This is a genomic window from Pseudarthrobacter sp. MDT1-40-2, assembly GCF_059383595.1.
In genome coordinates this window covers 17,230-38,379 of sequence record NZ_JBWZCL010000007.1, presented here as the reverse complement: position 1 = coordinate 38,379, position 21,150 = coordinate 17,230, and the positions used below count along the sequence as shown (strand labels likewise).

21 protein-coding genes are annotated in these 21,150 nt (G+C 63.3%); 11 read left to right on the top strand and 10 right to left on the bottom strand.

Annotated features, from left to right (window positions below; translation table 11 throughout):
* Positions 1-29 precede the first annotated feature (29 nt).
* The 4 genes from AC50X5_RS15685 to AC50X5_RS15670 all read left to right on the top strand — a co-directional run bounded on the left by AC50X5_RS15685 (position 30) and on the right by AC50X5_RS15670 (position 4,742).
* The gene (locus AC50X5_RS15685) at positions 30-926 is read left to right on the top strand and encodes a dihydrodipicolinate synthase family protein (RefSeq protein ID WP_494977006.1); all 897 of its coding nucleotides are present in this window, start codon (positions 30-32) and stop codon (positions 924-926) included.
* Positions 895-2,124 (top strand): MFS transporter, encoded by a 1,230-nt coding sequence (locus AC50X5_RS15680; RefSeq protein ID WP_494977005.1) that lies wholly within the window; start codon positions 895-897, stop codon positions 2,122-2,124. Before AC50X5_RS15685 ends, AC50X5_RS15680 begins: the two co-directional genes overlap by 32 nt.
* Before the next feature lie 187 nt (positions 2,125-2,311).
* Positions 2,312-2,977: a fasciclin domain-containing protein gene (locus tag AC50X5_RS15675; protein ID WP_494977004.1), complete on the top strand. Its 666-nt coding sequence runs from the start codon at positions 2,312-2,314 to the stop codon at positions 2,975-2,977.
* Positions 2,978-3,155: 178 nt separating this feature from the next.
* Positions 3,156-4,742 (top strand): molybdopterin-dependent oxidoreductase, encoded by a 1,587-nt coding sequence (locus AC50X5_RS15670; RefSeq protein ID WP_494977003.1) that lies wholly within the window; start codon positions 3,156-3,158, stop codon positions 4,740-4,742.
* 33 nt (positions 4,743-4,775) lie between these two features.
* On the opposite strand, the gene AC50X5_RS15665 is transcribed toward AC50X5_RS15670, so the two are convergent.
* The 3 genes from AC50X5_RS15665 to AC50X5_RS15655 are packed head-to-tail and all read right to left on the bottom strand — an operon-like array spanning position 4,776 to position 7,135.
* The gene (locus tag AC50X5_RS15665) at positions 4,776-5,633 is read right to left on the bottom strand and encodes an alpha/beta fold hydrolase (protein WP_494977002.1); all 858 of its coding nucleotides are present in this window, start codon (positions 5,631-5,633) and stop codon (positions 4,776-4,778) included.
* Positions 5,630-6,190 carry a GrpB family protein gene (locus AC50X5_RS15660; protein ID WP_494977001.1) on the bottom strand — a complete coding sequence of 187 codons (561 nt, stop codon included), beginning with the start codon at positions 6,188-6,190 and terminating at the stop codon, positions 5,630-5,632. Before AC50X5_RS15660 ends, AC50X5_RS15665 begins: the two co-directional genes overlap by 4 nt.
* Positions 6,191-6,193: 3 nt before the next feature.
* Positions 6,194-7,135, bottom strand: coding sequence for an aminodeoxychorismate lyase (locus tag AC50X5_RS15655; protein WP_494977000.1), 942 nt, complete (start codon positions 7,133-7,135; stop codon positions 6,194-6,196).
* 92 nt (positions 7,136-7,227) lie between these two features.
* Here AC50X5_RS15655 and cls point away from each other — a divergent pair, with 92 nt between their 5' ends.
* Positions 7,228-8,703, top strand: coding sequence for a cardiolipin synthase (gene cls / locus AC50X5_RS15650; protein ID WP_494976999.1), 1,476 nt, complete (start codon positions 7,228-7,230; stop codon positions 8,701-8,703).
* Between the two features lie 223 nt (positions 8,704-8,926).
* Here cls and AC50X5_RS15645 read toward each other — a convergent pair whose 3' ends face one another.
* A complete protein-coding gene (locus AC50X5_RS15645; RefSeq protein WP_494976998.1) occupies positions 8,927-9,628 on the bottom strand; it encodes a TetR/AcrR family transcriptional regulator C-terminal domain-containing protein in 702 nt (233 codons plus the stop codon).
* Between the two features lie 239 nt (positions 9,629-9,867).
* On the opposite strand from AC50X5_RS15645, the gene AC50X5_RS15640 reads away from it, so the two are divergent.
* Positions 9,868-10,119 carry a hypothetical protein gene (locus tag AC50X5_RS15640; protein WP_494976997.1) on the top strand — a complete coding sequence of 84 codons (252 nt, stop codon included), beginning with the start codon at positions 9,868-9,870 and terminating at the stop codon, positions 10,117-10,119.
* A gap of 474 nt (positions 10,120-10,593) precedes the next feature.
* On the top strand, positions 10,594-11,430 hold the full coding sequence (locus AC50X5_RS15635; protein ID WP_494976996.1) for an alpha/beta fold hydrolase: 837 nt from the start codon (positions 10,594-10,596) through the stop codon (positions 11,428-11,430).
* Positions 11,431-11,493: 63 nt separating this feature from the next.
* Here the strand turns inward: AC50X5_RS15635 and AC50X5_RS15630 are convergent, their stop codons facing one another.
* Positions 11,494-11,733, bottom strand: a complete 240-nt coding sequence (locus AC50X5_RS15630; protein WP_494976995.1) for an antitoxin — start codon at positions 11,731-11,733, stop codon at positions 11,494-11,496.
* A 231-nt stretch (positions 11,734-11,964) separates the two neighbouring features.
* Positions 11,965-14,682: a calcineurin-like phosphoesterase C-terminal domain-containing protein gene (locus AC50X5_RS15625; protein ID WP_494976994.1), complete on the bottom strand. Its 2,718-nt coding sequence runs from the start codon at positions 14,680-14,682 to the stop codon at positions 11,965-11,967.
* Positions 14,683-14,826: 144 nt separating this feature from the next.
* Here AC50X5_RS15625 and AC50X5_RS15620 point away from each other — a divergent pair, with 144 nt between their 5' ends.
* From AC50X5_RS15620 to AC50X5_RS15610, 3 genes are read left to right on the top strand one after another with little or no spacing between them, the layout of a single operon-like run.
* A complete protein-coding gene (locus tag AC50X5_RS15620) occupies positions 14,827-15,174 on the top strand; it encodes an ArsR/SmtB family transcription factor (RefSeq protein ID WP_494976993.1) in 348 nt (115 codons plus the stop codon).
* A gap of 3 nt (positions 15,175-15,177) precedes the next feature.
* The gene (locus AC50X5_RS15615) at positions 15,178-15,693 is read left to right on the top strand and encodes an SRPBCC family protein (protein ID WP_494976992.1); all 516 of its coding nucleotides are present in this window, start codon (positions 15,178-15,180) and stop codon (positions 15,691-15,693) included.
* A gap of 9 nt (positions 15,694-15,702) precedes the next feature.
* Entirely contained in the window at positions 15,703-16,182 is a 480-nt protein-coding gene (locus tag AC50X5_RS15610; RefSeq protein ID WP_494976991.1) for a mycothiol transferase, read from the top strand.
* Positions 16,183-16,221: 39 nt separating this feature from the next.
* Here AC50X5_RS15610 and AC50X5_RS15605 read toward each other — a convergent pair whose 3' ends face one another.
* The 4 genes from AC50X5_RS15605 to AC50X5_RS15590 are packed head-to-tail and all read right to left on the bottom strand — an operon-like array spanning position 16,222 to position 19,906.
* A complete protein-coding gene (locus tag AC50X5_RS15605; protein WP_494976990.1) occupies positions 16,222-16,680 on the bottom strand; it encodes a DUF1990 family protein in 459 nt (152 codons plus the stop codon).
* Positions 16,677-17,189 carry a GNAT family N-acetyltransferase gene (locus AC50X5_RS15600; RefSeq protein WP_494976989.1) on the bottom strand — a complete coding sequence of 171 codons (513 nt, stop codon included), beginning with the start codon at positions 17,187-17,189 and terminating at the stop codon, positions 16,677-16,679. The genes AC50X5_RS15605 and AC50X5_RS15600 overlap by 4 nt, the downstream gene beginning before the upstream one ends.
* A gap of 12 nt (positions 17,190-17,201) precedes the next feature.
* A complete protein-coding gene (gene pabB / locus AC50X5_RS15595; protein WP_494976988.1) occupies positions 17,202-19,259 on the bottom strand; it encodes an aminodeoxychorismate synthase component I in 2,058 nt (685 codons plus the stop codon).
* 23 nt (positions 19,260-19,282) lie between these two features.
* Positions 19,283-19,906 (bottom strand): LysE family transporter, encoded by a 624-nt coding sequence (locus AC50X5_RS15590; RefSeq protein WP_494976987.1) that lies wholly within the window; start codon positions 19,904-19,906, stop codon positions 19,283-19,285.
* 190 nt (positions 19,907-20,096) lie between these two features.
* Between AC50X5_RS15590 and AC50X5_RS15585 the strand changes: the two genes are divergently transcribed.
* Positions 20,097-21,149, top strand: coding sequence for a LacI family DNA-binding transcriptional regulator (locus AC50X5_RS15585; RefSeq protein WP_494976986.1), 1,053 nt, complete (start codon positions 20,097-20,099; stop codon positions 21,147-21,149).
* Position 21,150 lies beyond the last annotated feature (1 nt).

Sequence of the window (21,150 nt, the reverse complement as noted above, 5' to 3'; positions counted from 1 at the left end):
CCGCCCCGTTTAGCACACCAGGAGTTCCGATGTTCACTGGCCTCAGCGCCTTCCCCCTCACGCCCCTGAACGATGACGCGGTGGATGAGACCGCCTTCATTGGCCTGATCAAGCGCCTGGCGGCAGCCAAGGTGGACTCCATTACCGCGCTCGGCTCCACGGGTTCCTACGCGTATCTGAGCGGCGGCGAACGGAGCAGGGTTGCGCGGCTGGCCGTTGAGCACGCCAACGGGATTCCGGTGTTCATCGGTATTGGAGCCCTGCGGACTTCCCAGGTACTGAGCAACGCGAAGAACGCCGCAAAAGCCGGAGCCTCCGGCCTCCTGCTCGCGCCGATGACGTACCAGCCGCTCACCGATGACGACGTGTTTGAACTTTTCCGCACGGTCACGGAACAGTCGTCGCTGCCGGTGATCGTCTATGACAATCCGGCCACGACGCACTTCACCTTCAGCATTGAACTGTATGGGCGGATCGCTGCCCTGCCCCGTATTGCTTCCATCAAGATCCCGCCTGTTTCAGCCGATCCGCAGCAGGCCCAGGATAGAGTCCAAGCGATCCGCGCCGCCGTCCCGCCGCACGTCACCATCGGAGTGTCCGGGGATGCCAAGGCGGCCGCAGGCCTGGCAGCCGGATGCGATGCCTGGTATTCGGTGATCGGTGGAACGCTGCCCGAGCTCGCCCTGCGGATCACGCGGGCGGCGCAGGAAGGGCGTTTTCCGGAGGCGCTGGCCGAGTCAGACCGGCTGGATCCGCTGTGGCAGCTGTTCGTGGAGTTCGGCGGGAGCCTGCGGGTGGTAGGCGCTATCGCGGAACACTTGGAGTTCGCGCCACATGCCTGCTTGCCGCTGCCTATCCAGGGGTTGACCCCGGACCAGCGAAACCGTGTTGCGGATGTTGTGGATGCGCTCGGCCTCCGCGGGTAAGCAAGCCAGTTCGCCGGGACCGAAGCGTCCGGCCTGGGGCCTGGCCCGGTACGTTTTTGCGGCAACGCTGGTCAGGAGTGCCGACGGCGGCGCAGTTGTTGCCATCGTGCTGCTGGCTCACGCTTCGGGAAAGTTTGGTTGGGAATCCGGCTTGCTGGCGGCCTCGATTACGGCCCCCCATCTGCTGGGCCCGTTTGTGGCCCGGTACTTGGATGCCGCCCTGGACGGACGCAAGCTGATTGCCATGTCCGCGGCCTTGCACGGGTTGCTGCTTGGCGCTGCGGCCGTGCTGATGTCGACTGCAGGCGCGCTGTGGCCCGCCCTTCTGCTGCTGGTTTCGGGGGTTTTCGGACCGATGCTGACTGGTGGAATCAGTAGCCGTCTCCCTGCCATTGCCGGTGACAGCCAGCTCAGCCAGCGGAGGGCCCAAGGTTGGGATGTCGCCAGTTACGGGCTCGGCGGCACCCTGGGGCCCGCCATGGTGGCATGGATCGCTGCTGTCTCCGATGCGCTCATGGCGACTTTGGTCCTCTCCGGGGCGGCCGTCTTGGGTGCCGGTGCCGTCCTTATACTTCCCCGTGAGCCTCCGCCCGCGAGCGCTCACGAGGTCTCTTCCCCTGGTCAAGTCCTGAAGATGATGTGGACGAGAGGGCCGCTGCGCCGCACCTTGGGCTTGACGATTGCCGTGGCCTTCGCGGTGGCCGCACTGCCCATTTACGCCGGCGTCGCTGGCCCTTTCCTGGGCGATGCCACAGTTGCCGGCACCCTCGTGGCGGGCTACGGTGTGGGCACTCTCCTGGGATCTGTGATGCTGATGGTCCGGCCGCTGCGGCGGGATGCCGATGCCATGCTGGGCCCCTTGGCGGCGTTGGTCGCCGCAGCACTGGTGCTGGTGATACTAACGCCCACCTTTGCCAGCTCGCTGTTGGCGTTCTGCCTGGCTGGAATCGCCAACGCTACGTTCTTCGGGGCCACCCTGGCGGCGCGCAGCGAGTATGCGCCTGCCCAGACTCGTGGTCAGATTTTCGTGTGGGTGGGTGCGCTGAAGATCGCAGCCGGATCCGCCGGAACCGCCGTCGCAGGAACTGCCGCGGCCGCGGGAGCTGCTGCACCGCTGGTCTTTGCCGTGGCGCTCATCCTGGTGTCCACGGCGATAGGCCTGCTGGACAGGGCCCGGGGCTTCCGAACCGCCAGCTAAGCGCTCAACAAACCCCGAAGCAGGCAATCCAGACGGATTGGTCCGCAAAAAACTTTCCAGCCCTCACCCATCCACCTCCTTGCCTCAGCCGAATAGTAGCTGACGCACCAAATACGGGCCATGTGTCGCAGGACATGCGAAAGCAAGTTCGTAGGCGCAATACCCAACTATTTCAAGGAGAACTCACATGCACACGATCAAGCGCACAACTTTTACGATCGCAGGCGTTGCCGCCGCCGGGCTGCTCAGCCTTACTGCTTGCGGCGGATCGGCCACGACCTCCAACTCTTCTGCCCCCGCCGCCGCGCCGACCACTTCAGCGACCAAGTCAGCCGCCCCGTCAGCTGGCACCATGGACCCGGCGGCCAACCTCGTTGGATCAGGCTGCGCCGCTTACGCCGAGCAGGTCCCCACCGGAGCCGGTTCAGTTGAAGGCATGGCACTGGACCCCGTGGCCGTCGCAGCCTCCAACAACCCCATCCTGACCACGCTGACTGCGGCCGTGTCCGGCAAGCTCAACCCCAAGGTTGACCTGGTCGACACCCTCAACGGCAGTGAATTCACCGTCTTCGCACCCGTTGATGAGGCCTTCGCGAAAATCGATGCAGCCACCATCGAAACCCTCAAGACCGACGACGCGCTCCTCAGCAAGATCCTGACCTACCACGTGGTACCCGGTCAGATCACCCCGGACGAGATCGCCGGAACCCATGCCACCGTGGAAGGCGGCTCGGTCGAGGTCTCCGGCAGCGGCGATAACCTTAAGGTCAACGATGCCAACGTTATCTGCGGCGGGGTAAAGACCAAGAACGCAACCGTGTACCTGGTTGACTCAGTTCTCATGCCTAAGTAACTGAACTGGTTACCTCGTCACACCTGCAAGACATATGCTGGTCCCCCTAAAGGCTTGACCAGTCCAGGACGGACGACGCTCCGGGGCCTGAGCACGGTATCGCACCGTGCTCAGGCCCCTGTTGCTTTTAACAACTGTTTTAACCAATCCCTGCGTCGGGCCGTTGCGAACTACTAGCATGACAAAGCTCAGGACCCGCATCACAGGCACCGAAGGTATGGCCGCTCTGGCAGGCGTGGTGTCGGCCGCCGTCGTGCTCGCCGTTGCGGAGCTGATCGGCGCATTCTTCACTCCTAGAGCAACCCCGGTATTTGCCCTGGGGTCCACGTTCATCGACTTCACGCCGTCTTGGCTGAAGGACTTTGCGATCGCTACGTTCGGTACCAACGACAAGGCTGCACTGTTTGTCGGCATGGGCCTGACGATCGCCGTGCTGGCCTGCGTGCTGGGCGTAGTGGCCTACCGGAAGTGGGCTCTGGGAGTTCTGGGCGTGCTGTTCATGGGGGCCGTGATTGTGGCCTGCGTTGTGACCCGCGCCGGGGTGGAACCCGCCGACGCCATCCCTACCGTGCTGGGAACCGTCTCCGGCCTGGTAGTCCTCCGTCAACTCACAGTGCTCTTGCGGGGGTTGAAGGCGTGGCCGGAAGCGCCCGCCGACACAGCAGCCGACGCCGACGACCGGGTTGGAGGCGCCGGCACCAGCCGCCGTCGGTTCTTTGCTGCTGCCGGAATCATCGCGGTCGCTGCCGGTATCTCGGCCACTGGTGGGCGGCTGCTGGGTGCCGCCCGGAACAACATAGCCCAGGCGCGGGAAGCCCTCCGTCTGCCGGCACCGGCTAAGGCTGCAGCCCCGGTACCGTCGGGCGTCCAGTCCCCGGTGCCGGGAGTCACCCCCTGGCTGACACCAAACAGTGAGTTCTACCGCATCGATACTGCCCTGATTGTCCCGGAAATCAACGTTGATGACTGGGAACTGCGAGTCCACGGAATGGTTGAACGGGAAGTCATCCTCACCTTCCAGGACCTGCTCGACGCGCAACTGATCGAATCGCACGTTACCCTCACCTGCGTATCAAACCCGGTAGGCGGAAATCTTGCCGGAAACGCCCTGTGGTTGGGCCTGCCCATCCGCGACGTCCTCGCCAAAGCCAAACCTCAAGAAGGCGCGGACATGGTGCTCTCGAGGTCCATCGACGGTTTCAGCGCCTCCACTCCACTGGAGGTCCTGCAAGATGATCGCGATGCGATGCTGGCCATCGGCATGAACGGAGAACCGCTGCCTGTGGAACACGGCTACCCGGTGCGGATGGTGGTACCGGGGCTGTACGGGTTTGTCTCCGCTACTAAGTGGGTGGTGGATCTGGAGGTCACCCGCTTCGCGGACAGCAAGGCTTACTGGACCGAGCGCGGCTGGTCAGAACGTGGCCCCATCAAGACCATGGCACGTGTGGACGTCCCCAAGTCCTTTGCGAAATTGCCGGCCGGGAAAGTCGCTGTGGGCGGCACCGCATGGGCGCAGACGCGGGGCATAACCAAAGTGGAAGTCCAGATCGACGACGGCGAATGGGCGGAAGCAACCCTTTCCACCGAAGCCTCAACCACTACCTGGCGCCAGTGGTCCTACGAATGGGACGCCACGCCCGGCCCGCACTACGTAAAGGCCCGGGCTACCGACGGCACCGGTGAAGTCCAGACGGACCAGCGCGCCGATCCGGTGCCTGACGGAGCTTCGGGCTGGCCGTCGGTGATGGTCACTGTGCAGTAACCGTGCAGTTGAACCCTGTAGCCTTCCCCCGGGTCAGGGCGTCAGAAACCCGCGGAGGCAGGCAATCCAGTCGGCAAACGCATCGAGGTGCGCGTCGTGTGAAGCCCCCGCGATATCCACCCGGCTCACGTTCCGGCCGCGGCGCACGAACTCTGCCTGCTGCTCAGGACTGAACATGCCGTTCTGGCTGTAAACCACCAGGACCGGGCAGCTGATGCTCTCCCACTCGGCCCACCTGGATGCACTGTCCACGTGCATCATCACAGCGCCCATCACGTCCGCGTCGAATCGGGGCCACAGCCCGCCATCGCGTTCTTCTAAATCAGCCACCCAGGCACGCTGCAGCGCGCCGTCGCCGAGATACTCGGCGGCGGAGCTTCTGTCCGAAAAAGGCACCGGCCACGCGTCGAAAAAGGCTCTCAGGTCCGCGCCGTCCTGTCCCGGACCAGATCCGCCGGCGTCGCACTCGAGCAGAACCAGCCGCGTCACCAGGTCGGGCCGGGCAGCGGCCACGAGCATGGCAGTGTGAGCACCCATTGACTGACCTGCCAGCGCCACGGGTCCGGCGTTGAGGGACTCGATGAGCTTCACGATGTCAGCCACAAAAGCCTCCCGGCTGACATCGGCGGGCCTTCGGGTGCTACCGCCATGCCCGCGCAGGTCCGGAATCAGCACGTGATACCCCGGCAGCGCTGCCGCAGTCGGTAGGAACTCCCGCCCGCTACCCGCCAAGCCGTGCAGAATGACGGCCACGGGGGCGTCACCACCGGGAGCCGCAACACCGGGCGCGGGACCGCCGGCACGAACCGGTGCGCCGCCGTCGTAATAATGCAGCACAGCGTCGCCGACATCCAGAGTGCGGATCTGCCACTTCCGGATGTCGGCGCTCACCTTTGCGCCGCCCGCCATTCCCGGGCGTGTGCCAGCACCGTTGCCACCACCTGGTCCTTGGCCTCCGCGTAGTAGTTCATGTCCGGCCATTCGCGCTGCGCCAGCTCCTTCTTCACGGAGGCGTAGAGTTCACGGTCTCCGGCGCTGACCCGCAGCCAGTCGCGCAGGTCCAGGTAGTCCGTGATTTCAGGCGCTCCGGCCGAGTAGACGTGCAGGTGGACATCCTTTTCCGGGCTCCGGAACATCCGGTGATCGGGTTCGAGGACGCGCAGCACCAGGCCGGCAGCCTGCAGCGCTGGCGCGTAATCCGCTTCGGTGGCGACGTCCGGAACCACCAGGAGCATGTCGATGACGGGTTTGGCGGCCAATCCCGGAACTGAGGTGGAGCCGATATGTTCCACCATCAATGCACTCTTTCCGACGGCGCCACGCACCCTGGCAGCCAGCTCCCGGTACCTCCGTAGCCACTCGTCCCGGTACTCGACCACCACCACGGGGCGTTGCTCACGGCCACCGATCAGGACGGCGTCCAGCGACGCGTCGTCGAGCTTCCCCACGGACTAGCGGATTCCGGCGAACAGCTCGCTGAGCTCGGCGGTGAGCTGCTGCCGGACCTGCAGCGTCCCGATTTCCTTGCCGTCAATGTGGTTCACCGGGGCCAGCAGCCGGATACTGGAAATGAGCCATACGGCGTCCGCCGCGTAGAGGTCCTCCGGCTCCAGGGGACCGTAGCCCAGCTCCCAGCCCGCTTCCTTGGCGGCCGCGAACAGCGCGCCCTGCGAAGTTCCGGGCAGGATGCCGCTGTCCAGCTGCGGCGTGATCAGGCGGCGCGTTACCCGGGTGCCGCCGAAGCCGTCGTCGGACGTTTCATAGTGCGCCAGCAGCACCGTGGACGTGGGGCCTTCCAGGACACGGCCGTCGGCGGAGGTGAAGATGACGTCATCGGCGCCCACCTTATGCGCGTGCCGCAGCGCCGCCATGTTCACGGCGTAGGAGAGGGTTTTGGCCCCCAGCAGCAGCCACGGCGCCCGCTCCGCCACAGTGCTGTCATACCCGCGGTCAAGGAGTACGACGTCGATGCCCGTCTCGCGCTGCCGGCGGCCGGCCGCCGGGGGAGGGGAAGCCTGTACCCAGGCGGTGGGGGTCGCAGTCCCTTCCGGGCCGCGGGTGGCGATCAGCTTGACCACGATCTCGTCGTCCTCCGGTGCGGCCGCCGGGTATTGCTCGCGGTACGCCGCTACAGCCGTGCCAACAGCGGCGCGCCAAACGGACTGGTCGGGAATTTCCAGGTCCAGTGCCCGTGCGGAGCCCTGCAGCCGGTTGAGGTGCGCCTGGATTTTCCGGACCTCGCCGCCCACGGCCAGCATGGATTCAAACACGCCATCGCCGCGGGTGGCGCCCTGGTCAGTGGCCATCAGCTGCGGCTGCGACGCGTCAGCCACACGGCCGGCAGGGTGGACGGGATCCAGGAAAACAAGCACCAATGGGGCGTGGGAAGTCATTGGTCCAGCTTATCGGCCAGACCCACCGATATGCTGTGGACATTGCCGTCCGGAACAGTTCCGGACGGTCTGCTATCTCCGGGGGTTTACCTGTGTTCTGGCCTTTTTCGCTGGAGGGGGCGCTGCCAGGCTGGCTGGTCCTGCTCCTGACACTGCTGGACCTCGCGATCCGTGTGGTTGCCGTCGGTGTCATTCCCGGCAACCGCCGTCCTACCACGGCGATGGCATGGCTGCTGGGAATCTTCTTCGTCCCGTTCCTGGGCATCATCCTGTTCCTGCTCTTCGGCAACTTCAAGCTCTCCAGCCGGCGCCGCCGCCAACAAGAGCAAGTCAATGAGCGGGTGCGGGCCGGCACCTCAGGGCTTGCCGACGTCGTAAGTTCCTTTGAGGGCCCCGAATGGGTGCAGTCGGCGGCGGAACTGAACCAACGGCTGGGCTCGCTGCCCATGGTGGACGGCAACTCGGTGGAACTGCTTCCCGGCTATCCAGACTCCATCGGGGTCATGACCGAGGCTGTGCGGAAGGCCAAGCGGTACGTCAACGCCGAGTTCTACATCATGAGCTCTGACCACGTTACTGACGAACTCTTGACCGCACTGGAGGAAGCGGCCGAACGTGGCGTCGAGGTTCGGGTGTTGTTTGACCATATCGGCACGCTGCGGGTCCGCGGATACCGTACTTTCTTGAAGCGGCTCCGCCGGGGCAAGATCAAATGGAAGCGAATGCTGCCGCTGCTGCCCACCCACGGCCAGTGGCGTCGGCCGGACCTGCGCAACCATCGCAAGATTATGGTGGTGGACGGACTGGTGGCTTTCACCGGTTCGCAGAACCTCATAGAACCGTCCTACAACAACCCCAAGCACCGCAAAGTTGGCCGTGAGTGGGTGGAACTGATGGCTCGATTGGAGGGCCCGATAGTCACCACACTCAACGTGGTTTTCGCCACCGACTGGCTGAGTGAAACTGATGAATCTCTAGAGGACCAACTGCAGCCCGAAGGCGAGTTGGCTCCCGGGAACATTTCCGCGCAAGTTGTTCCCAGCGGACCCGGATTCAGCACCGAAAACAACCTGCGCCTCTTCAACACCCTGATCTATTCAGCGCAGCATCGCATCTCCATCTGCAGCCCCTACTTCGTGCCCGATGATTCGCTGCTCTACGCGATCACCACCGCCGCGCAGCGCGGCGTTGACGTGGAACTCTTCGTCTCGGAAAAAGGCGACCAATTCCTGGTACACCACGCCCAGCGGTCCTACTACGAGGCACTTCTGCAGGCCGGCGTGCGGATCTACCTTTACAAGGCCCCGGCGGTACTGCACGCCAAACACTTCACCATCGACGACGAAGTGGCCGTCCTCGGCTCCAGCAACATGGACATGAGGTCCTTTTCCCTGAACATGGAAGTCTCGGTGATGCTCCTCGGCGCGGACATTGTGGCCAAGATGCGGGCCGTGGAGGACACCTACCGGGAGATCTCGAGCGAGCTTCTCCTTGAGGACTGGGTCAAACGGCCGCTCGGCGCGCGGTACGTGGATAACGTGGCGCGGCTGACGGCAACGGTGCAGTGACGGGTTCCGTTGCTGCACCGGGCACCCTCGGTGCTTTGACCTGTCTCGACGTCTCCTCGGCCGAGTTGGTGTGACTTCCCGGGTCCTCCTGCTCGTACAAGCCTTCCGGCTACTCAAACCCGCGGCACTAGCCGACTAGCGCCTCTCTGAAGGGCGCCGGGTCCTCGGTGCTTCAACGCACGCCGTGGATCGCACCGGGATCGCGTTATCGGATCTGAGGTGGCTATGGGTGGGTGGAGGCCAGTGAGAGTTGGGTTAAAAGGCCCGTGAGTAAGATGCTTAGTCCCTGTTCGAGTTCGGCTGCGCCGTCGTAGTCTGCCAAGACAGGCCCGAGTGCGCGAAGATGCGGGAAATCCTTGGCTGGCAGGCGGTGCAAACCAAGTCGGAGGATGGCTTCGTTCTCCTCGGGGTCCACAATGTACTCCTGTAGTTCGTTCAGGATGTGGCCGTAGAGGAATCCGTAGTAGGCGCGGTAGACGTGAAGTGCATCAGCGGGTGCGAAACCGGCTTCTATCAGCAGTGCCAGGATCTGCTCCAGTGGGCGCAGTGTTCCCAGCGGGCGGAGCCCCAGGGGAGTCGATAGCGGACGGGTCACAAGCAGCGGCACGACGTTGGGGTGCCGCAGGGCCAACAGGCGGAGGTCGTGGGCAATTCGTCGCAGCTGGGACTGCCAGTCCGGGTCATCAGCGAAGATGGCCAGTTCGTCAAGGACGAGTTCGGATACTCCGTCCAGCAGTGCCGCACGATTGGCCGCGTACCGGTAGAGGCTCATCGGATCCCGCCCAAGTTCCTGCCCCAGCCGGCGCATGGTGAGGGCCTCGAGGCTCTCGGCGTCAACAATTTTCAGGGCGGTAGTGAGTACGAGCTCCCTGCTGAGGCGGGCCTTCAGGGTTGGCGCTCTGCTGGGTTCGTTCTCTGGGTCCATGGTGGGTCCGTCCTGTCGATTGCGTCATGCTTACCGTCGGGAACTACCGAAGGTTGCTTTATTGTTTAGTCTACGCTTAGCGTCTACAGTGTAGAGACGTTGTTCGACGATGCTCCAAAGGCGAGTGACAACGTTCAAGCGGGAAACTGTTTGATCGCTTGGTGTCCTGTGCAAGGCACTGAGTTTGAGGTCGCTGTAGCAAAACGGCGGGCACCTGCACCGTAGTGAAAAGAGCCACCATGGCGCCTTCACAGTTTGACCAGTTTCTTCGCGAAGCTACCTACCTTGACCCCGACTCAGATCAGGCCCTTAACCGGGATGCCCTCTATGGCCTGTACACCAGCTGGTGCTACGTGACCCAAAACCCGCAGGAACCGGAGCACATCTTCTGGGCGGCTATGACAAAGCGTGTCAGCCCCGGGCAGTGCCTTCGAATGAAGGGTCCCGCAGCCTTGGACTACATCGTGACCAGCTACCCGGCCATGGTCTGAATCTCATGACCACGACCCCCAGCAGCTACATTCCCAGGGAAGCTGATCAGCCGCGAGGAAAACGCCCCTGGTGCGCGGACTGCGACACTGATCTGTACCTCACAGCCCAATCCCCTGCCGTTACCGACCCGCGGACAGGCACCCTCGTCGTCGCCGTCCTATGCTCCCGGTGCAGCCAGTCCCGCGTACTGGACACCACAACAGAACACGCAGCGGCACTTGCCGACGGCCTGGTAAAGGGTGAGGATGTGGCCCATCGGACCGAGGGCTATCTGCATTGCGGGGAACTGATGCATGCACCCGTTCCCCAGGTCCCTACGGTGCAAACGTTTCCTATCCAGCCTGGTTCGGAGAACACACTAGGGGCGTACTTGACCACACAAGTCCTGCGTTGCCGGTGCGGATTCCAGATGGAACTGCCCCGTTGACCATTCCCGAAGGACCCACCCTTTACGGAATGTTGAAAGGACCGCGGTGCAAACCGACCTGAACCAAACCGATGACACCGGGCACCCTGGGGCTGCTGCGGCGAGCCGCAAGAGGCTGCCGGACAGCTACCGGCGAATCATCCCGCGGGTTGTTACGACCGGATCCCTGACATCACACGTTCACTCCCTGGCAGGTCCGCCGGGGTCTCCCGGACCTGTATTCGTGTTGTTGCATGGTATCGGCATGTCTCACCGGTACTACCGGAAACTGCAGATACGGCTGGCCGAATACGGTGATACCCACGCCATCGACCTGCCCGGTTTCGGTGGAACACCAAAACCGGGCAGGCAACTAAGCATCGGCCAATACGCAGTCCACATTGTGACGGTTCTGGAAAAGATGGGGGCCAACCGGGTTGTTGTAGTTGGGCATTCCATGGGTACCCAATTCGCAACGGAACTCGCGGTCCTCAAGCCCGCTTTGGTTTCACACGTCGTTCTCCTGGGCCCTGTCGTGGATCCGGAACGGCGCACTCTCCGTCAGCAGTCACTTGCCCTGGGTCTTGATTCCCTGCGGGAAAGCCCGCTCGGAAATGCCATAGTCGTCTCTGACTACGTCCGATCCGGAATGCGCTGGTACCTTACGGAACTTCCAGTGATGATGGAGTACGACCTGCAGGCCAGGCTTGCCCTGGTGAACCAGCCAGTCCTGGTAGTCCGGGGCTCGCGCGATCCCGTAGCCCCGCAGAACTGGTGCCAAAAGCTTGCTGTCACTGCCCCGCGGGGACGGCTGCTGGAGATAGCAGGATTACCGCACATCGTCCAGCACGGCGCCGCCGCATGCACCGCAACCGCCATCATCTCCTTACTAGACGACGACTGAGGAATTGTGTGTATCGGGAAGCGCCATTCACCAGCTCACATCATTGGCCCGGGGTCAGGCGTTCTACGGGAGGGTGGGGTCGCCGCCGCCGCGGCCACTTCTCCTGTTGGCCTTATCAATGGCTTGAGCCGCTTTGGCCTGGGCTCCGGTGATGTGGCGTGAGTACTTTCCGTGCGTCTTCTTGTTGGCGATGTTGCCGACCTTCGCGATGCCATTTTTCACTTTGTCAGGGTTGTTGCTGACGAACTTGAATGCACTGGCCGCGAGGGACGCGGCCTTGCTTCGTCCACTGAATATGCCCACGGATAGTTCCTATCGGTCAGGGAACCCGAAGCTGGGTTCCTGGGATATCCAGCGTAGATGATCATGAACTCGTTGAGGGAGATATGGGAGTCGGGCTGAGTAGCGCAGATGACCGCCCCCGAACACGAGATGGCAAATCTTGTAGTCAGTCCACAGTGTTCTGATTGTTGCGGGCCGGATGATGCCGGGTGGTTGCGAACACAGCCACCCGGCATCACTTGCCTGCAAGGGCTACCCGGTGACCTCGAAGGTGATCATTTCGGTAAATTCCCGGCCATGGACGTCAGTAGCGGTGACAGTTGCGGTGTGCTCGCCGATGGCCAGATCGGCCGGGAGCTTCAGGCGCCACAGGTGGGAGGTGCGGTCGTGCAGGCCGCCGCCGTGCACCAATTGCTCGAGGTTGGCGACAGGATCGGTGTACTCGGCGCCGATCTGCGGCACGTCGCCGGCTGTCATCGATTGCGTGCGGGTGGCCTCGGTGGCCTTTCCGCCGTCGATCGATACCTTCACGGTGGAGCCGGTGGAGCCCATCCAGAAGTTGGTAGTCAGCCAGGTCTCCCCGAGTTCGCCCTGGGTCACGGCATTCGGGTTCTGCAGGGCCGGAGCCGTGCCGTGCTGGTCCGCGTACTCGGCAACCCAGGCGCGGTAGGTGGGGGAGTTGATGCCCAGGGCCATCTGGTCGGTACCGTCATCACCGGTGGCGGTAAAACGTTCCCGGATTTCGGTGTTCTTGATGTCCAGGGTCACTACGCCGGGAGGAGTCCCGTCACGTTGCACGGAGGTGGGGTAGCCCTCTTCGAGGACGCGCCCGCCGAACCAGTGGCCGGAGACGGCGGGAACGGTCAGGTGGGTGAACGGCAGACCGTCCTCGCCGAGAGTGTCAGCCCAGCCCGCCAAAAGGTCGCCCTTCCTCAGGTTCTCGGACATGTGGGTGTGCCCGGCCAGCGAAATCACCTCACGGCCTTCAAGGATCTCGTAGATCTCCTTTAGTGGCTCAGTGGAGTGGGAGTCGCTGTAGAAGAACTCGAGAAGGGGGCTGTGCGCAGCCAGGACGATGACCTGGTCCTTGGACACAGACGCGATGTCGGCGCGAAGCCACTCCAACTGGCGGTCGCTGACGCCGGAGGTGTAATTGCTGCGCGCCGGGCCGGTGTACACGATGTTGCTGAGCGCCACAACGTGGGCCTTCCCGGCGTCGTAACTGTAGTACTCCGGGCCAAACTGGGCGCGGTAGGTGTCGAACTCATGCTCGCCGTCGAGGGAGTCAAAGTCGATGTCGTGGTTGCCGGGCAGGAAACGGGCCGGGCCGTTGAGCATGGAGGTCAGGTTGCGGGTTTGCGAGAAGAGGGACAGGTCATTGCCCACAATGTCGCCGAGGAACAGGGCGCCGCAGCCGGCATAGTCGGTGCGGGCGGCGAGATCAGCAAAGACACCGTTGCGCGCGAATCTGACTTCTTGCTGGTTGTAGGTCTGGACGTCGGCACCGAGTACACAGTGCTGCTCCGGAGACTGGGTGAGGTCACTCTTGGCCAGGGGGAAATTCACCTTGTCGGGCAGCGCTCCGGTAGGGGCAATACCGCCGTACTTCAACTTGGGGGAGCCTTCGGGCAGGTGGTTGTAAAAGAACTGGGCGACGTTGTCCTCGTCCACTGGAACCTGGTAGCCGCGCGGCTGGGTAACGAAGACGGTCATGTTGTCGAAGGCCGGCAGCTCATAGCGGCCCTGCCCGTCAGTAATAACGACCTCCCGGCCGTTGGAGACAGTCACCCCGGGTCTGCCAGGCTCACCGGCATCCTGGGTGGAGTTACGGTTCCTGTCCTCGAAGACGGTGCCATCGAGGGTCTGCTGGTTAGCTTCCGCAGCTCTGACGACGTCGACGCCTCCACGGTAGGCGGAGGCAGCCCAGCTATTCTCTGCGGGTGCTGTGTCAGCACCTTCGACATCAACGCGCCGGACTTCGGTGCTGACCGTATTGGTTCCGTCGGAGACGGTGAAGAAGTACTCGTACCAGAGCTTGTCCACGGGTTCGAACACGTCGAGGACGTGTTCGTAGCGGTCGTCCTGTGCCGCCACCAGGTTCCGGGTCTGGAATTCCGCGTCAAGGTTGCTGCGCAGGTTCAGGGTGACCGTCCGAACCTGCTGGTCGTCGGTGGCTGTCACTGCAAATGAGAAGTCTGCCGCGGGATCAATGCTCTGAGCGGTCCCGTCCGTCACCGAAGGATTTGCCGAGTCGGGCGAAAGCACCATGAGGCCTGCCGGGACCTGATCAGGGGTGACCCTGCCCGGCGTCGCTGCCGCAGTTTCTATCAGGGTCTGCCGGGATAGGTCCTCAGGGTTGACCGCGTATTGGATGCCCTGGTCAACGAAGGTGTTGTCCGCGCCAGCGAGATTGTAGTACGCGCGGTTCTGGCCGGAACCGGTATTCGTGGCGATCTCCAGCCCGCGTGCCGAGCCGTTGGCCATGCCTCCTGTGAAAATCTCGACCAGGTTCTCACCCATAACCAGGGAGGAACCGAACTTGGCGTTGAAGTCAGCGTCGGTCAGTGCATCGTTCTGACCGTTTTTGATCCAGAAAACGAGTGTGCCACCCGGCGCGATCAAGACGTCACGCTGTGCGGCGGGCCAGTCCACCACGTTGGAGTTGGTCAGGTCGGCACGGGGGTAGAGGTAGCGGAGCGTGTAATCGCTGAAATCGACAGCTTCGGACGTGGCGTTGTAGACCTCGATGAATTCGAAGCCATCGGCACCGCCCACGTTAGATGTATCGGGTGTGATTTCGGTGATCTGCAACGGTGCCGTGGTCAGCGTCGGGTCTGGCTGCACGGGCGAGTCGGGAGCCGCGGTAGCGGGGCTAACCACAGCGCAGGTGGTCAGCAGAGCCAGCGCGCCTGCGGTCAAGCCCAGGGGACGGAACAACCGGGTTTTTTGGACAGAAATGGGTGGGTACACGTAAGGAACCTCTTGTTGAGTGATAGCCGCCGTCGGGGCGAGAGCACTCTGACTCTTCACTATCCGAATGAACGGGAGCCGAAGGAGAGGTGAAGGGCGCCCAATCTTGTATTTGCACTGCGGCGCAATTACGCTTATAGACAAATGGATGAGCTAACCACAATCTTCCTCGCTCTGGCTGATCCCACGCGCCGTGCACTGTTGGAGCAGCTGAAGGGTGGAGAGTCTACGGTTACTGAACTGGCGGCTCCGCACTCAATCAGCGTGCCGTCTGTTTCACGCCACCTGACGGTACTTGAGCAGGCGGGGCTTATCACGAAAACGAGGACTGCCCAGTGGCGAACCTGCCGCCTGGACCCGGCGCCACTTGCACAGATTGAGGATTGGATGCGTCCGTACCGCAATTTCCTGGGCTCTCGTCTGGACCGTCTCGATGCCCAACTTAGCGGAACGCCCAGCCCACCTGACCAGGGTACTGAACCAAAGGAATAGATGATGACCGACCACACACAGGATCGAAGCTTCACTCTCACCCGGGTTCTGCCGGCATCCCGGCACGCTGTCTTTACCGCCTGGACTGACCCTGCGCACCTGTCCTGGTTCTATAACCCCGACATGCCCACGCCTTCCACTCCCATTGAGGTTGACCTGCGGGTCGGGGGAATCTGGAAACAGCAGATGGTCGTCAATGACGACCTCAGCTATCCCACAGGAGGGATTTACCTGGAAATCGTGCCGGACGAACGACTCGTGTTCCGCTGGGGAGCAGTTGGCGGCTGGCCGGAACTGGCCGGCGAGAATGAGCTGCTTGCCCCTGTTGTCACAGTGGAGCTCAAAGACCTTGACGCGGGCAGCGGTCCCGGCACGGAACTGGTCCTCACTGTGCAGTTCTCAGAGCGCCTGGACATCAACGAGGTACAGCAACTCATTTCAGGCGGCACCCGGGAGGGCTGGGCTGCAACGATCGACCGCATCAACGGCAGCACTGCTGTTATGGCTCATCAATTATGAGCCCGACGCATGTCTGATTCACATCTGCTGGCCCAGCTGGCCAACGAACGCACCCACGTGCTTCGAGCTGTGGACGGGCTCGCTGAGGCCGCAATGGTTCGAGCGATGGTCCCCTCGAGCTGGACCATAACGCGTCTGCTGAACCATCTGGCTTACGACAATGAGATGTTTTGGATATCAGCTGTTCTTGGCGGTGACCCGACGGCCATTGCTTCCCTAGGCAACGGTTGGGCGTCCGAGCCTATGTCAGGCTCAGAAGCAGTCAGAATATACAAAGAAAAGATCGCGCTGAGTGACGAAGTATTGGCGCAGGCTGACCTGGATGCACCGCCTCTCTGGTGGCCGCCCCCGACTGTTTTTGGGGGACCCCCCATGTCTGATGGCCGTGAAGTTGTGTTCCGCGTGCTTGTCGAAACGTCTACCCATGCGGGCCACCTCGACATCGTGCGCGAACTTATCGACGGACATCAGAACCTGGTTGTGGACTGACGGACGATGGCCTGAAACGCGCAGTCAGCAGCTCAAACCCTAGGCAAGAGCCCTGAGGTAGCGCCCCCGGACCACGTGCTGCGCGACGAGAAGGAACGGGAAGAGCAGCCGCCATGGCTGGCTCGACGCCGCCCGGGTGAGCGAGCGGATAGTGAGGTGGATTTCGTCGTCACGGCGGTGGACGTAGAAAGCTTCCTCGCCATCGACCGGGTGCCCGGGCAGCGTGCGGTATGAAAACCCGCACCGTTCCGGTTCGTTGACCACGGCCACAACCTCCACGGGCTCCACAACGGTGACGCCGAACATTTGTGCTGTGACGGGGGAGGCAGGGCCGGTGGAATCCACGGAAAATCCACTGGCCGTTTTGACCTTCCACAGCAATACGGCGTGGGCGGCACGCTGCCAGGCAGCGTCGCCACTGCCGATAAGCGCCGTCACTTCGGAACGGCGGTACCTGGCATCGGTTGGGGGCCATCGGTCAAGATGTGGGCTTGTCATGCGTCATCTTCTGAGGCGGCCCTCACCATGCGGATTTCCCGCACGCCTTCGTCGACCTGACTGGTGCCGTCCGGCACGAATCCGTGCTTCCGGTAGAAGGCCTCGGCGCGTGGATTCGGATCGGCTACCCAAAGCGCCGCTGATTCGTTGGGTCTGACGACGGCGTCCAGCAGGGCCGATCCTGCACCTGACCCGTGAGCGGCGGCAAGGACATACAGCACGTAGAGTTGCACGCTCAGTTGGAAACCCCCATCCGTCGCGGGTCCCGACATCGCGACGCCGACCACCTCGCCTTCGCGTTCTGCCACCGCAACGCGGTTCTCGCGGTATCGCTCGTCGGACAGGGCCGCTGTCCAGAACCGCTCGCGGTAGCCGACAAGCCCTGGATCGTCGAGCGCACTGTCAGCCATCATGCCGCGGTAAGTCTCCTGCCATGAGCGGACGTGCATCCGTGCCATGGCCGGCGCATCTTCAACCTGGGCGAGGCGGACTGTGACGAAAGGATCCATAGGGCTGCCAGCCTACTGCAAGGACTCGGCCGGGTCCTGGTCCGGGTACTCCGCACCCAGCGCCGAGAGCACGCCAAAGGCCTTGTCGCGGATTTCCTGGTATTCGTCGTCGGGATCCGAATCGGCAGTGATGGCACCGCCGACGCCGAGCGACAGTTCCGTCCCGCCCGCCCTGTTCGCGCGGGACACCAGGGTCCTGATCGCAACGGAGAGGTCGGTAGCGCCGTTGAGCGAGAAGTAGCCAATCGCTCCGGAGTAGACACCCCGGGGAGCTGCTTCCAGCCGGTCAAGAATGGCCATGGTGCTGATTTTCGGGGCGCCGGTCATGGACCCGGCGGGGAAGCAGGCAGCCACAGCCTCGGCCCGCGATGCTCCGGGGAGGAGCTGCGCGTCAATGGTGCTGACCATCTGGTGAACGGTGGCGTAGCTTTCGACTGCACACAGCCGGCTGACCTGGACCGAACCGGGGACGGAGAAATGGCTAAGGTCGTTGCGCAGCAAGTCAACGATCATGATGTTCTCGGCCCGGTCCTTCAGCGACTCCTTGAGGTCTAGCCGGAGGGCTTCGTCGGCCACGGGATCAGCACCACGGCGGCGGGTTCCCTTGATGGGCTCGGCGCGCATGCCGCCGTCGGACGTGATCTTGAGGAAGCGCTCCGGCGAGGTGCTGGCCACCGCCAGCGCGCCGAACTGAAGGTAGGCCGCGAACGGTGCAGGGTTTCGGCGGCGCAGCTGCCGGTAGGTCTGCCAGGGGTCAAAAGCGCCGGCCGGGACGTGGGCCGTCAGGGAAGTAGTGAGGCAGACCTCGTACGAGTTGCCGTCGGCGATCTCGCGCTGCGCCTTCAATATCTTGGCCTTGTACTCCTGCCCGCTGTCCCGTGCGGTGAACACGGGCGCAACGGGACCCGGCACTGTTGGTACAGGGGAAGGCCCGACGGCGGCAACCACCTCCGCTGCCTCACCAAGCCACGTGCCGGCCTCAGGAGAGTCCAGGGCCAGCAGCCACACGGTTCCGGCCACGTGATCGAGCACCACAGCCCGGCCCGCGAAGAGCAGCGACACGTCCGGCAGCGGCGACGGCACGTCCGTGCCACCGGTCTCTCGCTTGAGTTCGTAGCCCAGGTACCCGAGCCAGCCCAGCGTAAAATCGCCCGGATAATCCTGGGGAGTCCGGACAGCTTTGCGGCCCCACGTGCCGTCCAGCCAACGGAAGAACGGGCCGGAAATCCGGGCGGTGGCGCGGCCGGTTGTGATGGTTGTGGTTCCGGAGGTGTGGCTGACCGTCTGGCCGAAGGTGCCGCCGGCGTCAGCCAGGATGCTGAACCGGTTACGGGGGTGGGAGCTGGCCACCTCAGGTTTTTCGGCGTTGGAGGAATCGAGCCAGACGGCGTTTGCCGAGCCGCCGTAAAGGCGCTCGAACAGGGCGGCTGCATCCGGACGGGAGTCGATTTCCCGGGTGAGCAGCTTCAGCCCGCCGCGGCGCTCGGCGAGTTCCGGCTGCAACACCGTTGCCAGCGCCGGCAGGTGGGACAGTGCGGCGAGGACATCATCCGGAGCGGTGCCGTCGGCCAGGTTCCGGATCACAACGTCGGCGTGTTCGGGCACGTTGTCTGCGTGCAGCAGGGCGTCTTCCTGGGCAGCCCACCGCTCCCAGAAGGGGTCGTAGCTGCCGCCGTCGCGGGCCAGCGCGCGAAGCCGCCGCTCGGCCGTCGGTGACTCAGCCCAGACAACCGCGTTCAACAAAGGGCGGGCTGCGGCGGCGGCCGCCCCGACCCCCTCGATGAGCACTATCTCTGCCGGTTCCGTGACCCGCGCGGCGCCGTCGTCGTCCCTTTCCCAGTCCCAACTGGTCCAGGTGGCGCGCTCGCCGCGCCGCAACGGTCCCAGCACGGTGCTCACGTAGCGGGTGATCCCGTCAGCCAGGCCGTCCCAGCCCGGGTAGATGTCCTCGAGGTGGAAGAGCGAGACCTTGTGGTGGGCGCGGAGGCGGGCCGCGAGCTCAACGGCCAGGGTGGTTTTGCCCGCACCGGAACGGCCGTCGACGGCAATAATCACGGGCGCGGGGATCATGACCACGAGCGTACCCGCTGGGGTCAATGGATGAGCGCGAGCATGATGCCCACCGCAACAAAGAGGACGCCGAAGATCCGGTTCAGGATTTTCTGGCCGCGGACATCGTGCGTGAACCGCTGGAACCAGTGGGCGGCCAAGGCGAAGAAAAACCACATCACCAGGATGTCAATCAGCACCACGGTGCCGGCGAGGACGAGGTATTGGGGGAGCAATGGCTCGTCCGGGCGAATGAACTGCGGCATAAACGCCAGGAAGAAGACGATGGCCTTCGGGTTCAGCAGGTTGACCCACATACCACGGCGGAACATTGACCAGGCCGGTTCATTGCGGAGCGCGGCTACGGTTTCCTGGTCCAGGTCCGGTTTGTGCAGGAACTGCCGGATGCCCAGGTACACCAGATAGGCTGCGCCGGCGTAGCGGATCACGTTGAAAGCCACCGGTGAACTCGCCACCAGCACGCCCACGCCCAACGCGACAATGATGATGTGCACCACCAAGGCAGCCTGCTGCCCTAAAATCCCGAAGATGGACCGCTTGAACCCGGACTTCAGGGAGTTGCTCATGGTGTTAATGGCACCGGCGCCGGGGGTGAAACTGATCAGGACGCCAGCTCCCGCGAGGGCCAGCCAAAGGGAAAATTGCACGTTGACCAGTTTAGTCCGCAGGACCCGGTGGAGGCAGATCGCATTGACAGTGCAAATGAGTGGAGGTCATTCCGCACGGTGGTTCTGTCACTCATGCTTCCGGGTATGGTGACCGGGCGGCCGATCAGGCCACGTCTAACCTCCTTCTGTCATTGTGGCTAATAGCATGGGATGGACAGACAGGATTTCAATGACGCCTCAGCAAGCCCCCCGCAGGAACGGCCGCGCCACCATTTCTGATGTAGCTGCACTCGCCGGTGTCTCCCCTGCTGCCGTTTCGAAGGTCTTCAATAACACTGGGCGGATTTCCGAGGCCACGAGCGCGCGGATCCGCGACGCCGCGAGAAAATTGAACTGGACCCCCAACGCTGCTGCCATCGCCCTCAGGACCTCGCGGGCGCAAGCAATCGGGCTTGTCCTCAACAGTTCGTCGCAGTTTCCGGATGTGGGCGCAGCGAACGTGGGATTGATATCCGGCATCGAGTCGATTCTCGCTCCGCGCGAGTATGGGTTGCTGCTCAACATCTTCATTACCGATACACACGATGAAGCTACTTTCTACCGGAACCTCGCTGAGCGGCAGCGCATGGACGGGATCATTCTCACCGATTCACTAGTGGGGGACACGCGCTTTGATCTGGTCCGGCAGTTGGGACTTCCCGCGGTGCTGATCGGTACGCCCTGGAAACCCGATGTCGTCGAGTACGTTGACGCGGACCCACCGAGTGCAGGGATACCCGAATCGGTGCAGCATCTTTTTGACCTTGGTCACCGGCGCATCGCCTATATCGGGGGACCCGCCGAGTCGGTGCTCCCCAGCATCCGGCGTGCGGCTTTCGAAGACACTTTGGAATCCCTTGGGCTCAAGCCGTACGCCGTGATCAGCACCAAGTACTCACCGGTCAAGGCCGCCAGCGAGACGGCGCGCCTGCTCGACGAAGCGCACCCTCCCACGGCCATCATGTACGGCACGGATACGATGGCGATTGCCGGCATGCGCACAGCCCAGAGCCGAGGGCTTCGGGTGCCAGATGACCTGTCTGTGGTGGGTTTCGAGGGACTTCAGATCGGTGAGTGGATTGATCCGCAACTAACGACGGTGCAGCGCTTTGCGGTACAGCGTGGCCGCGCCGCGGCGGCCAAACTCATCGGGCTTCTCGGCGAGACCGTCGCTGAGGAGGTCCCACTCGAGAAGCCCGTGCTGGTGGTTCGGGGGTCAACCGGCCCGGCCCCGGAACGCTAGG

Excerpts from the sequence above, each read along its gene's own strand:
- AC50X5_RS15685 (WP_494977006.1), top strand. The coding sequence starts at position 30 with ATGTTCACTGGCCTCAGCGCCTTCCCCCTCACGCCCCTGAACGATGAC.
- AC50X5_RS15680 (WP_494977005.1), top strand. The coding sequence starts at position 895 with ATGTTGTGGATGCGCTCGGCCTCCGCGGGTAAGCAAGCCAGTTCGCCG.
- AC50X5_RS15675 (WP_494977004.1), top strand. The coding sequence starts at position 2,312 with ATGCACACGATCAAGCGCACAACTTTTACGATCGCAGGCGTTGCCGCC.
- AC50X5_RS15670 (WP_494977003.1), top strand. The coding sequence starts at position 3,156 with ATGACAAAGCTCAGGACCCGCATCACAGGCACCGAAGGTATGGCCGCT.
- AC50X5_RS15655 (WP_494977000.1), bottom strand. The coding sequence starts at position 7,135 with ATGACTTCCCACGCCCCATTGGTGCTTGTTTTCCTGGATCCCGTCCAC.
- AC50X5_RS15645 (WP_494976998.1), bottom strand. The coding sequence starts at position 9,628 with ATGGACCCAGAGAACGAACCCAGCAGAGCGCCAACCCTGAAGGCCCGC.
- AC50X5_RS15640 (WP_494976997.1), top strand. The coding sequence starts at position 9,868 with ATGGCGCCTTCACAGTTTGACCAGTTTCTTCGCGAAGCTACCTACCTT.
- AC50X5_RS15620 (WP_494976993.1), top strand. The coding sequence starts at position 14,827 with ATGGATGAGCTAACCACAATCTTCCTCGCTCTGGCTGATCCCACGCGC.
- AC50X5_RS15615 (WP_494976992.1), top strand. The coding sequence starts at position 15,178 with ATGACCGACCACACACAGGATCGAAGCTTCACTCTCACCCGGGTTCTG.
- AC50X5_RS15610 (WP_494976991.1), top strand. The coding sequence starts at position 15,703 with ATGTCTGATTCACATCTGCTGGCCCAGCTGGCCAACGAACGCACCCAC.
- AC50X5_RS15605 (WP_494976990.1), bottom strand. The coding sequence starts at position 16,680 with ATGACAAGCCCACATCTTGACCGATGGCCCCCAACCGATGCCAGGTAC.
- AC50X5_RS15600 (WP_494976989.1), bottom strand. The coding sequence starts at position 17,189 with ATGGATCCTTTCGTCACAGTCCGCCTCGCCCAGGTTGAAGATGCGCCG.
- pabB (WP_494976988.1), bottom strand. The coding sequence starts at position 19,259 with ATGATCCCCGCGCCCGTGATTATTGCCGTCGACGGCCGTTCCGGTGCG.
- AC50X5_RS15585 (WP_494976986.1), top strand. The coding sequence starts at position 20,097 with ATGACGCCTCAGCAAGCCCCCCGCAGGAACGGCCGCGCCACCATTTCT.